Annotated in this window: 15 protein-coding genes; 2 read left to right on the top strand and 13 right to left on the bottom strand. The window is 66.0% G+C overall.

What is annotated here, in order from left to right:
* Window positions 1-22: 22 nt before the first annotated feature.
* The 9 genes from A6W98_RS13005 to A6W98_RS12965 form a co-directional block, all read right to left on the bottom strand.
* Window positions 23-811: a LuxR family transcriptional regulator gene (locus tag A6W98_RS13005; RefSeq protein ID WP_081251923.1), complete on the bottom strand. Its 789-nt coding sequence runs from the start codon at window positions 809-811 to the stop codon at window positions 23-25.
* A 583-nt stretch (window positions 812-1,394) separates the two neighbouring features.
* Window positions 1,395-2,594, bottom strand: coding sequence for a cytochrome-c peroxidase (locus A6W98_RS13000; RefSeq protein WP_042462098.1), 1,200 nt, complete (start codon window positions 2,592-2,594; stop codon window positions 1,395-1,397).
* 148 nt (window positions 2,595-2,742) lie between these two features.
* The gene (gene phoB, locus A6W98_RS12995; protein ID WP_042462096.1) at window positions 2,743-3,435 is read right to left on the bottom strand and encodes a phosphate regulon transcriptional regulator PhoB; all 693 of its coding nucleotides are present in this window, start codon (window positions 3,433-3,435) and stop codon (window positions 2,743-2,745) included.
* Between the two features lie 4 nt (window positions 3,436-3,439).
* Complete coding sequence (phoU, locus tag A6W98_RS12990) at window positions 3,440-4,150, bottom strand: phosphate signaling complex protein PhoU (RefSeq protein ID WP_143540372.1); 711 nt, start codon at window positions 4,148-4,150, stop codon at window positions 3,440-3,442.
* A 25-nt stretch (window positions 4,151-4,175) separates the two neighbouring features.
* On the bottom strand, window positions 4,176-4,973 hold the full coding sequence (gene pstB / locus A6W98_RS12985; RefSeq protein WP_042462094.1) for a phosphate ABC transporter ATP-binding protein PstB: 798 nt from the start codon (window positions 4,971-4,973) through the stop codon (window positions 4,176-4,178).
* A 23-nt stretch (window positions 4,974-4,996) separates the two neighbouring features.
* Window positions 4,997-6,382 carry a phosphate ABC transporter permease PstA gene (gene pstA, locus A6W98_RS12980; RefSeq protein WP_042462093.1) on the bottom strand — a complete coding sequence of 462 codons (1,386 nt, stop codon included), beginning with the start codon at window positions 6,380-6,382 and terminating at the stop codon, window positions 4,997-4,999.
* Window positions 6,379-7,842 carry a phosphate ABC transporter permease subunit PstC gene (gene pstC / locus A6W98_RS12975; RefSeq protein WP_042462091.1) on the bottom strand — a complete coding sequence of 488 codons (1,464 nt, stop codon included), beginning with the start codon at window positions 7,840-7,842 and terminating at the stop codon, window positions 6,379-6,381. The genes pstA and pstC overlap by 4 nt, the downstream gene beginning before the upstream one ends.
* A 78-nt stretch (window positions 7,843-7,920) precedes the next feature.
* Window positions 7,921-8,955: a PstS family phosphate ABC transporter substrate-binding protein gene (locus A6W98_RS12970; protein ID WP_042465083.1), complete on the bottom strand. Its 1,035-nt coding sequence runs from the start codon at window positions 8,953-8,955 to the stop codon at window positions 7,921-7,923.
* 164 nt (window positions 8,956-9,119) lie between these two features.
* Window positions 9,120-10,160: an ATP-binding protein gene (locus A6W98_RS12965; protein ID WP_042462089.1), complete on the bottom strand. Its 1,041-nt coding sequence runs from the start codon at window positions 10,158-10,160 to the stop codon at window positions 9,120-9,122.
* Window positions 10,161-10,477: 317 nt separating this feature from the next.
* Here A6W98_RS12965 and A6W98_RS12960 point away from each other — a divergent pair, with 317 nt between their 5' ends.
* Window positions 10,478-10,750, top strand: coding sequence for a hypothetical protein (locus tag A6W98_RS12960; RefSeq protein ID WP_155734804.1), 273 nt, complete (start codon window positions 10,478-10,480; stop codon window positions 10,748-10,750).
* 67 nt (window positions 10,751-10,817) lie between these two features.
* Here the strand turns inward: A6W98_RS12960 and A6W98_RS12955 are convergent, their stop codons facing one another.
* Genes A6W98_RS12955 through A6W98_RS12945 form a run of 3 tightly spaced genes read right to left on the bottom strand, consistent with a single transcriptional unit; the run spans window position 10,818 to window position 12,895 of the window.
* Window positions 10,818-11,345, bottom strand: a complete 528-nt coding sequence (locus A6W98_RS12955; RefSeq protein ID WP_042462085.1) for a gamma carbonic anhydrase family protein — start codon at window positions 11,343-11,345, stop codon at window positions 10,818-10,820.
* Window positions 11,342-11,983, bottom strand: coding sequence for a guanylate kinase (gmk, locus tag A6W98_RS12950; RefSeq protein ID WP_042462083.1), 642 nt, complete (start codon window positions 11,981-11,983; stop codon window positions 11,342-11,344). Before gmk ends, A6W98_RS12955 begins: the two co-directional genes overlap by 4 nt.
* A gap of 6 nt (window positions 11,984-11,989) precedes the next feature.
* Complete coding sequence (locus A6W98_RS12945) at window positions 11,990-12,895, bottom strand: YicC/YloC family endoribonuclease (protein WP_042462081.1); 906 nt, start codon at window positions 12,893-12,895, stop codon at window positions 11,990-11,992.
* 158 nt (window positions 12,896-13,053) lie between these two features.
* Here A6W98_RS12945 and A6W98_RS12940 point away from each other — a divergent pair, with 158 nt between their 5' ends.
* Complete coding sequence (locus A6W98_RS12940) at window positions 13,054-13,692, top strand: PAS domain-containing protein (RefSeq protein ID WP_052678042.1); 639 nt, start codon at window positions 13,054-13,056, stop codon at window positions 13,690-13,692.
* Between the two features lie 210 nt (window positions 13,693-13,902).
* Here A6W98_RS12940 and A6W98_RS12935 read toward each other — a convergent pair whose 3' ends face one another.
* On the bottom strand, window positions 13,903-15,273 hold the full coding sequence (locus tag A6W98_RS12935; protein WP_042465080.1) for a class II 3-deoxy-7-phosphoheptulonate synthase: 1,371 nt from the start codon (window positions 15,271-15,273) through the stop codon (window positions 13,903-13,905).
* Window positions 15,274-15,537: the final 264 nt, after the last annotated feature.

The following is a 15,537-nucleotide window of genomic DNA, read 5'->3' as shown; positions in this document are numbered from 1 at the left end:
CAGAATGCGGGCAAGGATCTGCTTATGGCGTGTTGGCGCGGAAGATCTGATTCTGGAACCACGCCTTCAATACGGCCTGCGCGGTGGTCTCGACATCCAGCGCCTCACGGGCGAGCCGGAGGTGTTTTTCGACCGTTGCCTGGGTAACGCCGAGGATGGTGGCGATATCGAGCGTGGTCTTGCCGTCGCCGACCCATTCCAGAACCTCGCGCTGGCGCGGCGTCAGCGGCGGGCGTTGCGCGGCATATGGCAGGTTGTGCACCTTCAGATGCATCACATCGTTCATCAACTGGATCACGTCGCCATGCTTGGACCAGATCCGCTCGACATCGTCCTGGTTCAGACCCGGCCGGGCCGTCAGGCCGATCGCACCCTTGGCGCGGACCGATACCTCGCTGAAACTGATCGTATAGCCAGCGACCACACCCATGCCGCGGTTGAACTTCAGGACGTCCAGTTCCTCTGGCGTCAGCTCGCCGCGCGCCAGCCGCTCGGAGACCTGCCGCCAGCTGCTGGTGCCGACATGCTTCGCGGCCCAGCGGACCATCGGCGCGTTCTTGTAAAGCCCCTTGTCGACGAAGTTGCGCACATATTCGGGCGAATGGTTCGACAGCACGATCACGTCGTCGCGGTCGCCGAAGCTGTTGGCGGCGCGAAAGCGGGTGAAACCGTAGATCAGCCGGTCGAAACCGAAATCGGCCATCTTGCGGGTGTGAAGCGCCCAGAGCTCCTCGAGGCTGCGCGCGGCGATTATAATGCGCTCAGATATTCGAGGCTCATGAAGCCCCCATTCGGCCGCGTTGTCGGACATGCCGACACGGCAACACGGCCCGCTGAATTCTGGCTATCATAACGTTACCCCTCCAGAATGGTCTTTAGTGCAGGCCTGCAGGTTCTGTCGAGCGCGGCCAGAGCGCAGTCGGACCGGGAGATATGGAACCCGGCCGGCTGCGTTGAGGTGGTTTTCTGGGCACAAACTCGGACAGGCACCGTCTAGCCCTTGTTATCAGGCGATATTGTTCCGCCAATTGGAACACGCGGCGACGCCGAAGCAAACCCCTGAGTTGCATCACATGGCGAATTGGTCGCAGCTCAGGTGTGCGTCAGGTGTGCGCAACGCCGAATATTAACATAATACTGATTATCGGATATTTATACTTGGCATTAGAAAGCTCGATGGCACCATATCCACGAAACCAGATCTGAACGGCCCCACACTCCGTAACGGCCCGCCTTCGTCATGACGGGTCGTAAGACCGAGCACGACAGGAGATCATCCTCGCCCTCCTGTCGTGCTCGCGGCGACATTTACATCGAAAAGAACCGCCTGTTTGCAGCAGGACGCTGGAATTGCGACGGTTCGCCAAGCGTGATTTCGGGGCACGCCGGGAGGATCACCGGTCTGTGTCTGTGCCTCCGGTCCCTGCCGAGGCGGTGTCCCGGTCAAGCAGGTATGCGTAGCGGCTGTCGGTCAGCGTCTCGAGAAACGCAACCAGGGCGTCGATCCGCTCGTCATCGAGCGCAGGCCCCGTGGTTAGCTTGTCCATCGAGAGCGTTCCGGGAACCTCGGGTGCGGCCCAGGCTTCGCCGGTCTCGGGGTCGATCTGGCGCGCAGCCGCCTTGCTGTTGTACTTGTTGTAGAACAGGATCACGGTGCGCAGGTCCTCGAACACGCCATTATGCATGTAAGGCCCGGTCACGGCGACGTTGCGCAGCGTCGGCACCTTGAACTTGCCCGCCGCCGCGGGATCCTCGACCGCCGGGTTGGCCAGCAGCCCGAGATCGGGCCCCGCAGCCCCGTTGACCGCCCGCGCCGCCGCATTCGCCGGAACGCCGATATTGTGATAGCTGTAATCGGTGAAGGTCTCATCCGCGGCGATCGCCGACTTGCGCAACTGATGGCAGAGATTGCAGTTGGTGAATTGCTGCGAGAAGAACAGGATCCTGCCGAGCTCTTCTTCATCGGTCAGCTGAGCTTCGCCGCGCAAGTATCTGTCATATTTGGAATCGAAGGGCGCGAAGCTGTCTGTGCCTTCGAACGCGGCGATGGCGGAGGTCGCGGCGCGGAAGACGGCTTCGGGATCGCTTGGCGTCGCGGCGCCGTAAAGCGCGCTCAGCGTTGCGTCATAGCGCGGGTTCTCGAGGATGCGCGCGGCCGCCTCCTCGACATCCGCCAGCCCCATCTCGATCGGGTTCAGCGGCGGTCCGGCGGCCTGCTCGGCCAGACCGGCGGCGCGGCCGTCATGGAACTGGCCGCCGACATAGGTGCCATCGGCGCGCTGGCCGAAAGGTGGCGAGAACCGGGCATAGGCGGCGGTCGGCGCGTTGCGGTCGCCAAGCGACTGCCCGTCAGCACCAAGCGAGACCGCCCGCCCGGCCAAGGTCGGCCGCGGATCGATGAAGGCATGGCCCGGATCGTGGCAGGTGGCACAGGCCTGGGTCCGGGTCTTCGAGAGATTGACGTCGAAGAACAGCGCCTCGCCGAAAGCCTCGGGAGAGCTATAGGCGCCCTCCTCCGGATCGGCGCTGGCGGCACCGCATGCCAGCAGCGCCGCGGCCAGTGTCAGTCCGGTTCCCGTACCGGTTCGTGTCATATATCCGATCCCCTGCTCGCTCAGATCATCGCGGCCCGCTGCTCCCGCAGCCGCCCCGAAACGCGGGCACCATAGGCGCCGCCTGCCCCGGGATCAATTCCTGAGGAAAAAAATCGGAAACCCCCGGCCGGTCTTGCTGCAGATCGCCTTACCCAAGGGCGTAGCCTGCCCCGCGGACGGTACGCACCGGGTCCGGGCCGCCATGCTGGCAAAGCGCCTTCCTGAGCCGCCCGATATGGACGTCGACGGTGCGGGTGTCGACATAGATGTCGCGCCCCCAGACCCGGTCCAGAAGCTGTTCGCGGCTCCAGACCCGGCCGGGCTTTTCCATGAAGGTCGACAGAAGCCGGAATTCGGTCGGGCCGAGCTTCAGCGGCTTGTCCGAGCGGAACACCTTGTGGGTTTCGGCATCGAGCAGGATATCCTCGAATTCGAGCCTCTGGCCCACGGTCGCCGGACGGGTGCGCCGCAGCTGGGCGCGGACCCGGGCCAGCAGCTCGACCACCGAATAGGGCTTGACCACATAGTCGTCGGCCCCGGTTTCCAGCCCGCGGACCCGGTCGACCTCTTCCGAGCGGGCCGAGAGCATGATGATCGGCACGCCGCGGGTCTCGGCCCGGGTCTTCAGACGCCGACAGATCTCGATCCCCGAGACCGAGGGCAGCATCCAGTCGAGCACGATGATGTCGGGCGCCTGTTCCTCGACAAGCAACAACGCCTCCTCGCCATTCTCGGCCTTCGACACCCGGAAGCCTTCGGCCTGCAGGTTATAGGCCAGCACTTCGCGTTGCGCGGGTTCGTCCTCGACGATCAGCACCGTGGGGCGTTCGCTGGGGCTCATTGGGTCAGCTCCTGAGCGCTTCGACCGAGGTGCGGTCGGCCTTGGGCCGTTCATCCTCGGGCATGTGGCCGGTGGCCAGATAGATCACCTGCTCGGCGATCGAGGTGACATGATCGCCCATCCGCTCGATGTTCTTGGCGATGAAATGCAGATGCATGCAGGCGGTGATGTTGCGCGGGTCTTCCATCATGAAGGTCAGGAATTCGCGGAACAGGGCATTGTACATCTGGTCGACCTCGAGGTCGCGCTGGCGGACATCCTCGGCCAGTTCGGCATCGCGCTGGATATAGGCGTCGAGCGCGTCCTTCAGCATCAGCTCGACCGCCTTGGCCATGCGCCGGATCGCCCCCGCCGCGCCCTCCATCGGCGCCATCTGCACCAGAACGCCGGTGCGCTTGGCCATGTTCTTGGCATAGTCGCCGCAGCGTTCGAGATTGGCCGAGATCTTCATCACCGAGAGCACCGTGCGCAGGTCGCCCGCCGAGGGCTGGCGCAGCGCAAGCAGTTGCGCGGCCTCCTCGTTGACCTTCTCTTCGAGGGCGTCGATGGCCTTGTCGCCGGCGCGCACGCGCTCGGCCAGTTCCTCGTCGCGGGCCTCGAGCGAGGTCGCGGCCTCCAGGATCGCGATCTCGACCAGCCCGCCCATCTTCATGATGAGCGCCTGGATCCCTTCGAGGTCGCGGTCGTAGGATTTGACGATATGCGGGTCTTTCATCACATCCGACATGGACGGTCCTTTCTCAGCCGATGCGGCCGGTGATGTAGCTTTCGGTGCGGGGATCGCTCGGATTGGTGAAGATCTTCGCGGTATCGCCATATTCGACCAGGCTGCCGAGATGGAAGAAGGCCGTCTTCTGGCTGACGCGCGCGGCCTGCTGCATCGAATGGGTCACGATCACCACCGAATATTGCGCCCGCAGCTCGTCGATCAGTTCCTCGACCTGGGCGGTGGCGATCGGGTCGAGCGCCGAGCAGGGTTCGTCCATCAGCAGGACCTCGGGTTCGGTCGCGACGGCGCGGGCAATGCACAGCCGCTGTTGCTGGCCGCCCGAAAGCCCGGTGCCCGGCGCCTGCAGCCGGTCCTTGACCTCGTCCCAGATCGCGGCCCGGCGCAGCGAGCGTTCGACGATCTCGTCGAGATCGGCCTTGTTGCGCGCCAGCCCGTGGATGCGCGGCCCGTAGGCGACATTGTCATAGATCGACTTGGGGAACGGGTTGGGTTTCTGGAACACCATGCCGACCTTGGCGCGAAGCTGCACCGGATCGACGCGCGGATCGTAGATGTCCTCGCCATCGAGCCGGATATCACCGATCACCCGGCAGATGTCGATGGTGTCGTTCATCCGGTTGAGGCAGCGCAGGAAGGTGGACTTGCCGCAGCCCGAGGGGCCGATGAAGGCGGTGACGGTGTTGTCGGCGATATCGATATCGACATCGCGGATGGCCTGGCTGTCGCCGTAATAGACCTGGCAGCCATGGGCCGCGATCTTGGTCTCTCCGGTCACCGTCGCCCTCGCAAGATCGGAATTGTCATACATGTCGGAGGTCCTTTCGCAGCCGATCACCACCGGCGCTCGAAGCGGCGGCGCAGCAGGATGGCGATGATGTTCATGGTCATCAGGAAGACGAGCAGCAGGATGATGCCGCCCCAGGCCCGTTCGTAGAAGGCCGGATCGGCGCGCTTGGCCCATTCGTAGATCTGGGCCGGCATGGCCGAGTTCGGCGCCATGAAGCCCGCAACGGCGCCGTCGGGATAGTTCGAGGCGACAAAGCCCACCATGCCGATCAGCAGAAGCGGCGCGGTTTCGCCCAGCGCCTGCGCCAGCCCGAGGATGGTGCCGGTCAGGATGCCGGGCATCGCCAGCGGCAGGACGTGGTGGAAGACCGCCTGCATCTTCGAGGCCCCTACCCCGAGCGCGGCATCGCGGATCGAGGGCGGCACCGCCTTCAGCGCGGCGCGGGTCGAGATGATGATGGTCGGCAGCGTCATCAGCGACAGCACCAGCCCGCCCACCAGCGGCGCCGATTGCGGCAGATGCACGACCTGGATGAAGACCGCGAGCCCGAGGATGCCGAAGACGATCGAGGGCACGGCGGCGAGGTTCGAGATGTTCACCTCGATCAGGTCGGTGATGCGGTTCTGCGGCGCGAATTCCTCGAGATAGATCGAGGCCCCGACCCCGATCGGCAGCGCCAGTGCCAGCACCACGATCATCATGTAGAATGACCCCAGCATGGCGACCCCGATCCCGGCCTGCTCCGGCCGCGCATCCGAGGCGTCGGGCCCGGTGATGAAGGCAAGGTTGAAGGCCTTGGTCGCGACGCCCGCGTCGCGCAGCTTGTCGATCAGATCCAGGTGGACCGCGTCGAGGTTCTTGTCGCGCTCGATCGACTCGCGGCTGACGCGCCCCTTGAGATAGCCGTCGACCCGCGACGAGGCGAGGATGCGCACCTTTACGGTCTGTCCGATCAGGCTCGGATCGGCCAGCACCATGTCGCGCAGCGTCGAGCGCGCGCCGTCCGAGAACAGCTTGTCGAGCGGCGAGGAAAAGCCCTTGACCTTGGCCTTCGCCAGCGGCGTCTCGATGCCATGGGTCTCGATCTCGCGCAGCATCGCCTCGCGCAGCAGCGGCGAATAGGCGAAGGTCCGGACCGATTTGAGAGCCTCGGGATCGCGGGTGCCGGACTTGTCCAGAACGTCTTCGCGAAACTCGATATTCAGCGTGTAGCCGGTCTGCTGGAAGGCACCGATCCCGTTGGTGACGATGGCGTAAAGCAGGGCCGCCAGGAAGAAGAGCCCGATGCCCACCGCCACGATCCCGTAGAGCCGGAACCGGCTTTCGGCGGCGTTGCGGCGGCGGGTCCGGGCATCGGCGGTCAGCAGAGACCCTGTGCGGGCGGGCGCGGCCGGAACCGGGCGCGCATCCGAGACGGGGATGTCGGTCATTCGTACTGCTCCCGGTATTTGCGCACGATATAGAGGGCGAGGATGTTCAGCCCCAGCGTGATGACGAAAAGCGTCATCCCGAGCGCGAAGGCGACCAGCGCCTCGGGGCTCGCGAAATCGGCGTCGCCGGTCAGCTGGCTGACGATCTTGGCGGTGACCGTGGTCATCGCATCGAAGGGGTTCATCGACAGCTTGGCCGCGGCCCCTGCCCCCAGCACCACGATCATGGTCTCGCCGATGGCCCGGCTGGCCGCCAGCAGGATCGCGCCGACGATGCCCGGCAGGGCGGCGGGCAGCACCACCTGCTTGACGGTCTCGGAGCGGGTGGCGCCGAGCCCGAGCGAGCCGTCGCGCATCGATTGCGGCACCGCGTTGATGATGTCATCGGACAGCGAGCTGACAAAGGGGATCAGCATGATGCCCATCACCAGCCCCGCGGTCATCACCGCCGTTCCGGCCTGCATCAGCCCGACCCCGTCCTGCCCGAAAACCTTCAGCAGCAGCGGCCCGACCGTGAGCAGTGCGAACAGCCCGTAGACGATGGTGGGAATGCCCGCCAGCACCTCGAGCAGCGGCTTGGCAATGGCCCGGACATGGGAGGAGGCATATTCCGACAGGTACAGCGCTGCGAACAGCCCGATCGGCACCGACACCGCCAGCGCGATGACCGAGATGTAGAAGGTGCCCCAAAGCAAGGGGAGGATACCGAGCTCGGAGCCGCCGCCGAAGCTCGGGCTCCAGGTGGTGCCGAAGAAGAAGTCCCGCGCCGGGTAGAGCCGGAAGAAATCGATGGTGTTGAAGATCAGCGACAGCACGATGCCGATGGTGGTCAGAATGGCGACGGTGGCGGCGAAGATCAGGGCGTAGCGGATGCCCGCCTCGACCGAATTGCGGGCGCGATAGGCGGGCGTGGTCCGGATCAGGGACAGCGCGAAGCCGCCCAGCGCCAGCGCCAGCACCGCGGCCGTCATCGCGACCCGGCCCTCGCCCGACAGCGTGCGGTAGCGCTGAGCGGCGTAAAGCTCGGGCGCGCCGACATTCGATCCCAGCGCCACGCCGACCGCACCCAGCCGATTGCGGATATCGGTGAACCCGGCGCGGATGTCGCGCGCCTCGCGGCGGGTCATCTCGCCTTCGGCCACCGCCTTGTCGAGCCCCTCGGCCACCCGGCGCACATCGCTCATCACCAGATCGCGTGTCATGCCCTCGGAGATGGCCGCGTCGGGCAGCAGCGCCGAGACCCGGGCATCGATCGCGACGGGCTGAGCCAGCAGCCAGATCCCCAGCAGGAAGAAGGCGGGCACCATGGTCACAAGCGCCACATTGGTGCCGTAATAGGCGGGTAGCGAATGCAGCAGACGTATATCGCCTCCCGCCCCGCCAAGCGCGCGGCGCCGCCCCAGCACGAAGCCGAGCGCGCCGAGGGCGAACAGGATGAGCACGAGCCAGAGAACAGGCATGACCGCTCCGTCTTTGAAATGACATTCCCTCGAACCGGGGCGGCCGGCCGATCCGCCGCCCGCCCCGAAGCTGAGGGCTTAGTTGCTCATGGTCTCTTCATTGGCAACCTTTTGCTGGGTCGCGGCCAGCTCGGGGTCGGAGACGAGGCCATAGGCCGCCAGCGGGCCGTCGGGGCCGGCCATCTCGTCGGAGACGAAGAATTCGGCGAATTCCTTCAGGCCGGGGATCACGCCGATATGGGCCTTCTTGATGTAGAAGTAGAGCGGACGCGACACCGGGTAATCGCCCGAGGCGATGGTTTCGGTCGAAGGCGCAACGCCCGACATGGTCGCCACTTTCAGCGTGTCGGTGTTGTTCTCGTAGAAGGCCAGTCCGAACACGCCGATACCGTTCGGGTTGGAGTCGATCCGGGCCAGGGTCTCGGTATAGTCGCCGTCGATATCGACCGATTTGCCATCGGTGCGGACGCTCTTGCAGGCCTTCTCGGCGGCCTTCTCGTCCATCCCGATCGCTTCCATCTCGGCCATCGCGCCGGTCTCTTCGCAGCCCTGGATCAGGACCTTCTCCTCGAACACCTCCCGGGTGCCGTGCTTGGTGCCGGGGATGAAGGCGGCGATGTCGACCGCGGGCAGCTCGGGATTGGCATCGGCCCAGGTCGCGTTCGGGTTGGCGACCATCTTGCCGTCGACCGGCAGCTCGGCGGCCAGCGCGCGGTAGATGTCGGCGGGGGTGAAGGCGGTGAAGGCCGGGCCGTTCAGCTGGCTGGCGAAAACGATGCCGTCATAGCCGATCCGGACCTCGATGATGTCCGAGACGCCATTGGCCTTGCAGGCCGCGACTTCCTTGTCCTTGATCGCGCGCGAGGCATTCGCGATGTCGATCGAGGTTTCGCCGACGCCTTCGCAGAAGCGTTTCAGGCCGGCCGAGGAGCCGCCCGATTCCACGACCGGGGTCGGAAAGTCGAAATTCTCGCCGAAGGCCTCGGCAACGATGGAGGCATAGGGCAGCACGGTCGAGGACCCGGCCACCTGCACATTGTCGCGCGCGGCGGCGGCGGTCGCGGAAACGGCGGCGATGGCCAGCGCCGAAGCGGTCAGTTTCGCAAGGGACATGGAAAGCTCCTGATTGGTTCTGGCCACCCGATTTGCGGCGGCCTCGGGCGGGTCGTAATCCTGCGGCACCAATCTTTTGTGACAGGGACGTAACGGTTTCATGACATGCGCCCGGCCCGGCTGCGACATCTCGGACCGATGCGAAATTATGCCACCTCAGGTTGCTAAACCGTTGGAAGCGTCACCGAAAACGTGCTCCCCTTGCCGGGCGCGCTGTCGATGCGGAAGCGGCCGCGATGGCGGTTGACGATATGCTTGACGATCGCAAGCCCCAGCCCGGTGCCGCCCATCTCGCGCGAGCGGTGGTTGTCGACGCGGTAGAACCGCTCGGTCAGGCGCGGGATATGCACCGGGTCGAAGCCCTCGCCCTCGTCGATCACGTCGATCCTGAGGCCGGGCCCCCGAAAGGCCAGTTCGCGTTCGGACCGGGTCATCTCCAGCCGCAGCACGCCGCCCGAGCCGCCATATTTGATGCCGTTCTCGATGAGGTTGTGAAACACCTGGGTCAACTGGTCCTCGTCGCCCAGGACATGCGTCTCCGCCTCGGCCCCGCTCAGCGTCAGCGCGACCCCGGCCTCCTCGGCAAGCGGGCGCAGCGTCTGCACCGCGCTGCGCAACAGCGCCGCCACATCGACCCGCGCCCCGGGCCGCATCCGTTCCTCGGCCTCGACCCGGCTGAGCGACAGAAGGTCGGAAACCAGCCGGTTCATGCGCTCGGCCTCGCGCGCCATGATGTCGAGGAACCGATCCCGCGCCGCCTCGTCATTGCGCGCCGGCCCGCGCAGCGTCTCGATGAAGCCCATCAGCGCGGTCAGCGGCGTCTTCAGTTCATGGCTGACATTGGCGACGAAGTCGCGACGGATCTGCCCGGCCTGCTCGAGATCGGATATGTCGGTGAAGCTGAGCACGACGCCGCCCGCGGCGACCCCCTCGAGCGGGCTGGCGGTGACGTCATAGGTCGCGTCGCGGCCGAAGGCGCTGCGCGGATAGCGCGCCCGGCGGGACTGGCGCAGCCGCAAGGCCTCCTCGACGCAATCGAGCAGCGCCGGATGGCGCAGGACGGTGATGTAATGCCGTCCCGCTCCGGACGGCCCGAACAGCGCCTCGGCAGCGCCGTTCATGCCGCTGACCCGCTCGTCCGCCCCGATCAGAAGCACCGGAACCGGCACCCCCGCAATGATCGACAATCCCAGAGAATCGTTCACCTTTCACCCCATTTCCGGCAGTGGGTCCGGTCGCCCGTGACGTGACGGCCCGACGCGACGGAACCGACCTATGGACAATTGCCAGATCGGGCGGGCTCGCGTTATAGCCTGACAAATGTGCATGGCGTAACAGATATCCTGACGGTTTGGTTAACTAAGATTTTTCAGACATCGGGCCATGACGGCCAGTCGCCACAGGGAGTGCGACTATGGGAAACACAGGCACCGACCGTTCCGCGCAGATGGCCCCCGGGGTGGACAGAAACGGGATGGCGCTTCTGATCGGGTTCGATCGGGTCGATCAACCGCAGCGGGGAATGCCTTTCATCGGAGCGCGTTGCGAGCACCTGCCCTATGACCTGGTCCAGGCCGCGCTGCCGTCGCTCCAGGGGATCGAGATGATCGTTTCGCCGCTGCTGACCGACCAGTTCGACGCGATGGACCTGGCCCAGCAGCTTCAGCTTGGCGGCTATCGCGGGCTTTACGTGGTGGTGACCCCCGTCCTGCCCAATAGCGAGATCGTCCGGCGCGAAATCGCGGCGCTCTGTCCGGGGATGACGGTGCAGATGATCCCGCGCACGCGGCATTAGCAGCCCTCTCCGTACGGTCGTCGGGCGCGGCGCAAGACGGTCCTGCCGCCGACAGGCGCCTCAATGCTTACCCGGCGGTCAGGCCGGTGCGGAAGCGCGCCGCATTCTCGCGATAACGGCGCGCGGACTGGCGCAGCCCCTCGATCGCCTCCGCGTCGAGCTGGCGCACGAACTTGGCCGGCGCCCCCATCACCAGGCTGTTATCGGGGATCTCCTTGCCCTCGGTCACCAGCGCCCCGGCGCCGATCAGGCAGTTCCGGCCGATCCTGGCCCCGTTCAGCACCGTCGCGCCCATCCCGATCAGGGTGTTCTCGCCGATGGTGCAGCCATGCAGCATCGCCTTGTGGCCGATGGTGCAGCCCGCGCCGATGGTCAGCGGAAAGCCCATATCGGTATGGCAGACGGTGTTTTCCTGGATATTGGTCCCCTCGCCCACCGTGATCGGCTCGTTATCGCCGCGCAGCGTGGCGCCGAACCAGACCGAGACGCCGGCTTCGAGGATCACCTTGCCGATCACATTGGCATCGGGCGCGATCCAGACATCGCCATCCTCGGGCAAGGTGGGCGCAACTCCGTCAAGCGTGTAAAGGGTCATGGCAGGGCCTCGAATTCGGCCTGAAGCGCGCGCACATGCTCGGTCAGGCCGGGCTGCTGGCTGCGCCGCAGGCGGGTGGCGGTCAGGATGGTCTTCAGTTTCGCCTCGGTGGCGTCGAGATCGTCATTCACCAGCACGAAATCGTAACCGTCCCAATGGCTGATCTCGTCCCAGCTTTTCTGCATCCGTCCGGCGATGGTCTCGGCGGTGTCCTGGCCGCGCTCGACCAGACGCCGGCGCAGCTCGGCGATCGAGGGCGGCAGCAGGAAGACCGACAGCGTGTTCTGGCCAAGCGCCGAGGCGCGGATCTGTTGCGCCCCCTGCCAGTCGATATCGAACAAGACGTCCTGGCCGGCCTCGATGGCGGCGCGCACCGGCGCCTCGGGCGAGCCGTAGAAATTGCCGAAGACGAAGGCGTGTTCCAGCATCTCGCCCCGCGCCACCTGCGCCTTGAAGGCGGGTTCGGTCAGGAAGTGGTAATCCTTGCCGTCGACCTCTCCCGGCCGCGGAGCCCGGGTCGTGGCCGAAACCGAAAACGCGATCTCGGGGTCCCAGGCACGCAGCCTGCGGGCCAGGGTCGACTTGCCCGCGCCCGAGGGTGAGGACAGGATGATCAGCAATCCGCGCCGTATCGCCATCGGCTCTTACTCCACGTTCTGGACCTGTTCGCGCATCTGATCGATGGTCGCCTTAAGGTCAAGCCCAACCCGGGTCAGCCCGGTCGACTGGGCCTTGGAACAGAGCGTGTTGGCCTCGCGGTTGAATTCCTGCATCAGGAAGTCGAGCCTGCGCCCGACCGGCTCGCCCGAGGCCAGAAGCGTCTCGGCGGCGGCGACATGGGCGCGGAGCCGGTCGAGCTCTTCGGTGACATCGGCCTTGACCGCGATCAGCGCCAGCTCCTGCGCCACCCGGTCGGGATCGACCCCCGCGGCAGTCTCCATCACCCGGGCCAGGCTGGCCCGCAGCGTCTCCTCGATCTGGTCGCGCCGGGCCTCGGCGACCTCGGCGGCACGGCTGGTCAGTGTCGAAATTGTGGCGAGATGGTCGCAAAGCACCGTGGCCAGTGCCGCCCCTTCCGAGGCCCGCATTGCCATGAACTCGTCAAGAAGCGGGGTCAGATCGGCGCTCAGCGCGGCCAGAAGCGGGGCGGTCTCGGGCTCGGTCTCTGTCTCTGGCGCGGCGCTGTCGGCCAGCCCGCGCAAGCCGAGGATCTCGACCGCGCTCGAGGGCGCCAGCGACAGTCCCTGCGCGGCCGCCTCGGCCTCGACACGCCCCAGCATCGCCAGCACCGAGCGCAGTGCCACCGGATCGATCTGCAGCGCGCCATGGCCCGAATCGCGGGCCGAAATCCGCAGCCCCAATGTCACGCTGCCGCGCGCCACACGGCTCTGGACCGCGGCGCGCACGACCGGTTCAAGCCCGGGGATCCAGTCCGGAAGCCGCAGCCGGAGGTCGAGCCCCTTGCCGTTCACGCCGCGCAATTCCCATGTCCAGGCATGCGTTTCCGTCTGCCCGGAGCGGGCGGCAAAGGCGGTCATCGATTGCAGCATGGAGGCGTTAACCTTTGGTATAGAAAAGGCGCGAATACGTGGCCATTTTGTGGCAAATTCCTTTCAACGGGGGTCATCCCGCGATAGCACTTATGGCAGGGGGCGACAATGTCGCGGTCTACCTGCCCGCGGCGACACCGAGATGCAAGGAGACAGCCATGGTGGAGTCCGAGACCCATCCCCGCGCTGCGGTGATCGCATTGTCGGGATATCGAACCGGGGGCGCCCTGTCCGCTCTGGACGACATCGAACGCTACTGGACGCAGCTGCGCGACGATCAGGGCTCCTTGCCCAGCCGGGCCCAGCTTGACCCGCGCGGCTTCTCGCGGGCGCTGTCGAACTGTTTCGTGGCCGAGGCAATGGCGCCGCGCCACCTGCGGTTGCGGCTGACCGGCCAGCACATGACCGATCTGATGGGCATGGACATGCGCGGCATGCCGCTTTCGGCGGTGATCCTGCCGGAATCGCGGCCGATGCTGGAGGACAAGATCGAGGCGCTCATGACCGGCGACGGTACAGGTGTCCGGCTGACGCTGATCTCGCCCAGAAGCTACAACCGGCAGGCGCTTTTCGCGGGCATGCTGCTGCTGCCGCTGGCGCGCGAGAACGGCACCCCCGCCAAGGTTATCGGCGCGCTGGCCACGGTGGGCACCGTCGGCTGGACGCCCCGGCGCTTCCAGATCCTGGGCGAAACCGCCAATCCCGCCCGGCGCCCTGACCTTGCCGAAGGCGATGCCGAAAGCCGCCGCCCGACCCTGACGGTCATCCAGGGCGGTGTCGTCGAACCGGCCTGCTGAGCCGGTCTGCCCACTTTTCCGAACAGCCCTCTCCTGCCCCCGGTCGACAGGCATCGCCTGTCCCGGGCAAGCAGCCCACCCGCTAGGATGGAAAGCGCCCCTTTGAGGCCATATTTTTTTTAAAAACAGAAACCTACGGGCATCACCTCATGCGCCGCATGAGGTTGTGGGCAGCGGCGGCGCCAGGCCCCCCCTGCCCGTCAGGCCCGATCAGATCGCGGCGGCGGCGGCCGCGGCGTCATTGCGCGCCGACAGCTCCTCGGCCACGAGGAAGGCCAGTTCCAGCGCCTGGCTGGCATTGAGCCTCGGGTCGCAGGCGGTGTGATAGCGCGACGAAAGATCCTCGTCGGTCACGGCGCGCACGCCGCCGGTGCATTCGGTCACGTCCTTGCCGGTCATCTCGAAATGCACCCCGCCCGGGATCGAGCCCTCGGCCTTGTGCACCGCGAAGAATTCCTGCACCTCGCGCAGCACCGCATCGAAGGGCCGGGTCTTGAAGCCGCTGGCCGATTTGATGGTATTGCCATGCATCGGGTCGCAGACCCAAAGCACCTCGGCCCCGATCTCGCGCACCACGCGGATCAGACGCGGCAGGTGATCGCCCACCTTGCCCGCCCCGAAGCGCGAGATCAGCGTCAGCCGCCCCGGCACATTGTCCGGGTTCAGCTTCCCGATCAGGATCTTCAGGTCGTCCTCGGACATCGAGGGGCCGCATTTGAGCCCGATCGGGTTCATCACGCCGCGGCAGAACTCGACATGCGCGCCGTCGATCTGACGGGTGCGGTCGCCGATCCAGATCATGTGGCCCGAGCCCGCGATCCAGTGCCCCGAGGTCGAGTCGATCCGCGTCAGCGCTTCTTCATATTCCAGAAGCAGCGCCTCATGCGAGGTGAAGAAATCGACCGACGAGAGCCCGTTCATGGTCTCGCCATTGACGCCCGCGGCGTTCATGAAGGCCAGCGTGTCGCTGATCCGGTTGGCCATGTCGCGGTATTTCTCGGCCTCGTCGCGCTCGAGAAAGCCCAGCGTCCAGGCATGCACCCGGTGGATATCGGCGAAGCCGCCCGTCGAGAAGGCGCGCAGCAGGTTCAGCGAGGCGGCGGCCTGGGTATAGGCATGCAGCATCCGCGACGGATCGGGAATGCGCGCCTCGGGCGTGAAATCGAAGCCGTTGACGATATCGCCACGATAGCTGGGCAGCTCTGTCCCGTTCACGGTCTCGGTCGCGGTCGAGCGCGGCTTGGCGAACTGGCCCGCCATCCGCCCGACCTTGACCACCGGCACCTTGGCGCCCCAGGTCAGCACGATGGCCATCTGCAGCAGCACCTTGAAGGTGTCGCGGATGGTGTCGGCGGAAAACTCGGAAAAGCTCTCGGCGCAGTCGCCCCCCTGCAGCAGGAAGGCCTTGCCTCGCGCCGCCTGTCCCAGTTTCGCCGTCAGGTTCCGGGCCTCGCCCGCAAAGACCAGCGGCGGATACTTGGCAAGCTGCGCCTCGACGGCGGCCAGCGCCGCCGCATCGGTGTAATCGGGCATCTGCACCCGCGGGCGCGCACGCCAATCCGATTTCTGCCAGGTCGTCATCGTCATGGTTCCATGCTCGTCATCAGTTCCGGCCTTATAGGTCTTCAGGGCGCATCCGGCTACCCGGAATTCGCCTTTGGCGCGGCCGGAGGCGATCCGGGTGGCCCCACGGCAAGCTGCGCGACGCTGCGCTACATTGCGCCGGACCGTGCCGGGCCTTGATCCCGGTCGGCAAACCTGTATCGCTGGCAGGACAGGACGCGCGGAGGGATGTTTGAAAGCAGTTCCCGAGAGATCCGGCCCGAGCTTCGGGGCCGCAGCCGA

This window comes from Rhodovulum sulfidophilum DSM 1374 (assembly GCF_001633165.1).
Taxonomy (GTDB): Bacteria; Pseudomonadota; Alphaproteobacteria; order Rhodobacterales; family Rhodobacteraceae; genus Rhodovulum; species Rhodovulum sulfidophilum.
This window is presented reverse-complemented; position numbering and strand designations above follow the sequence as displayed.

Excerpts from the sequence above, each read along its gene's own strand:
- A6W98_RS12935 (WP_042465080.1), bottom strand. The coding sequence starts at position 15,273 with ATGACGACCTGGCAGAAATCGGATTGGCGTGCGCGCCCGCGGGTGCAG.
- pstC (WP_042462091.1), bottom strand. The coding sequence starts at position 7,842 with ATGCCTGTTCTCTGGCTCGTGCTCATCCTGTTCGCCCTCGGCGCGCTC.
- gmk (WP_042462083.1), bottom strand. The coding sequence starts at position 11,983 with ATGGCGATACGGCGCGGATTGCTGATCATCCTGTCCTCACCCTCGGGC.
- A6W98_RS12960 (WP_155734804.1), top strand. The coding sequence starts at position 10,478 with ATGCCTTTCATCGGAGCGCGTTGCGAGCACCTGCCCTATGACCTGGTC.
- A6W98_RS13005 (WP_081251923.1), bottom strand. The coding sequence starts at position 811 with ATGTCCGACAACGCGGCCGAATGGGGGCTTCATGAGCCTCGAATATCT.
- A6W98_RS12955 (WP_042462085.1), bottom strand. The coding sequence starts at position 11,345 with ATGACCCTTTACACGCTTGACGGAGTTGCGCCCACCTTGCCCGAGGAT.
- phoU (WP_143540372.1), bottom strand. The coding sequence starts at position 4,150 with ATGAAAGACCCGCATATCGTCAAATCCTACGACCGCGACCTCGAAGGG.
- phoB (WP_042462096.1), bottom strand. The coding sequence starts at position 3,435 with ATGAGCCCCAGCGAACGCCCCACGGTGCTGATCGTCGAGGACGAACCC.
- pstA (WP_042462093.1), bottom strand. The coding sequence starts at position 6,382 with ATGACCGACATCCCCGTCTCGGATGCGCGCCCGGTTCCGGCCGCGCCC.
- A6W98_RS12940 (WP_052678042.1), top strand. The coding sequence starts at position 13,054 with ATGGTGGAGTCCGAGACCCATCCCCGCGCTGCGGTGATCGCATTGTCG.
- A6W98_RS12945 (WP_042462081.1), bottom strand. The coding sequence starts at position 12,895 with ATGCTGCAATCGATGACCGCCTTTGCCGCCCGCTCCGGGCAGACGGAA.
- A6W98_RS12970 (WP_042465083.1), bottom strand. The coding sequence starts at position 8,955 with ATGTCCCTTGCGAAACTGACCGCTTCGGCGCTGGCCATCGCCGCCGTT.
- pstB (WP_042462094.1), bottom strand. The coding sequence starts at position 4,973 with ATGTATGACAATTCCGATCTTGCGAGGGCGACGGTGACCGGAGAGACC.
- A6W98_RS13000 (WP_042462098.1), bottom strand. The coding sequence starts at position 2,594 with ATGACACGAACCGGTACGGGAACCGGACTGACACTGGCCGCGGCGCTG.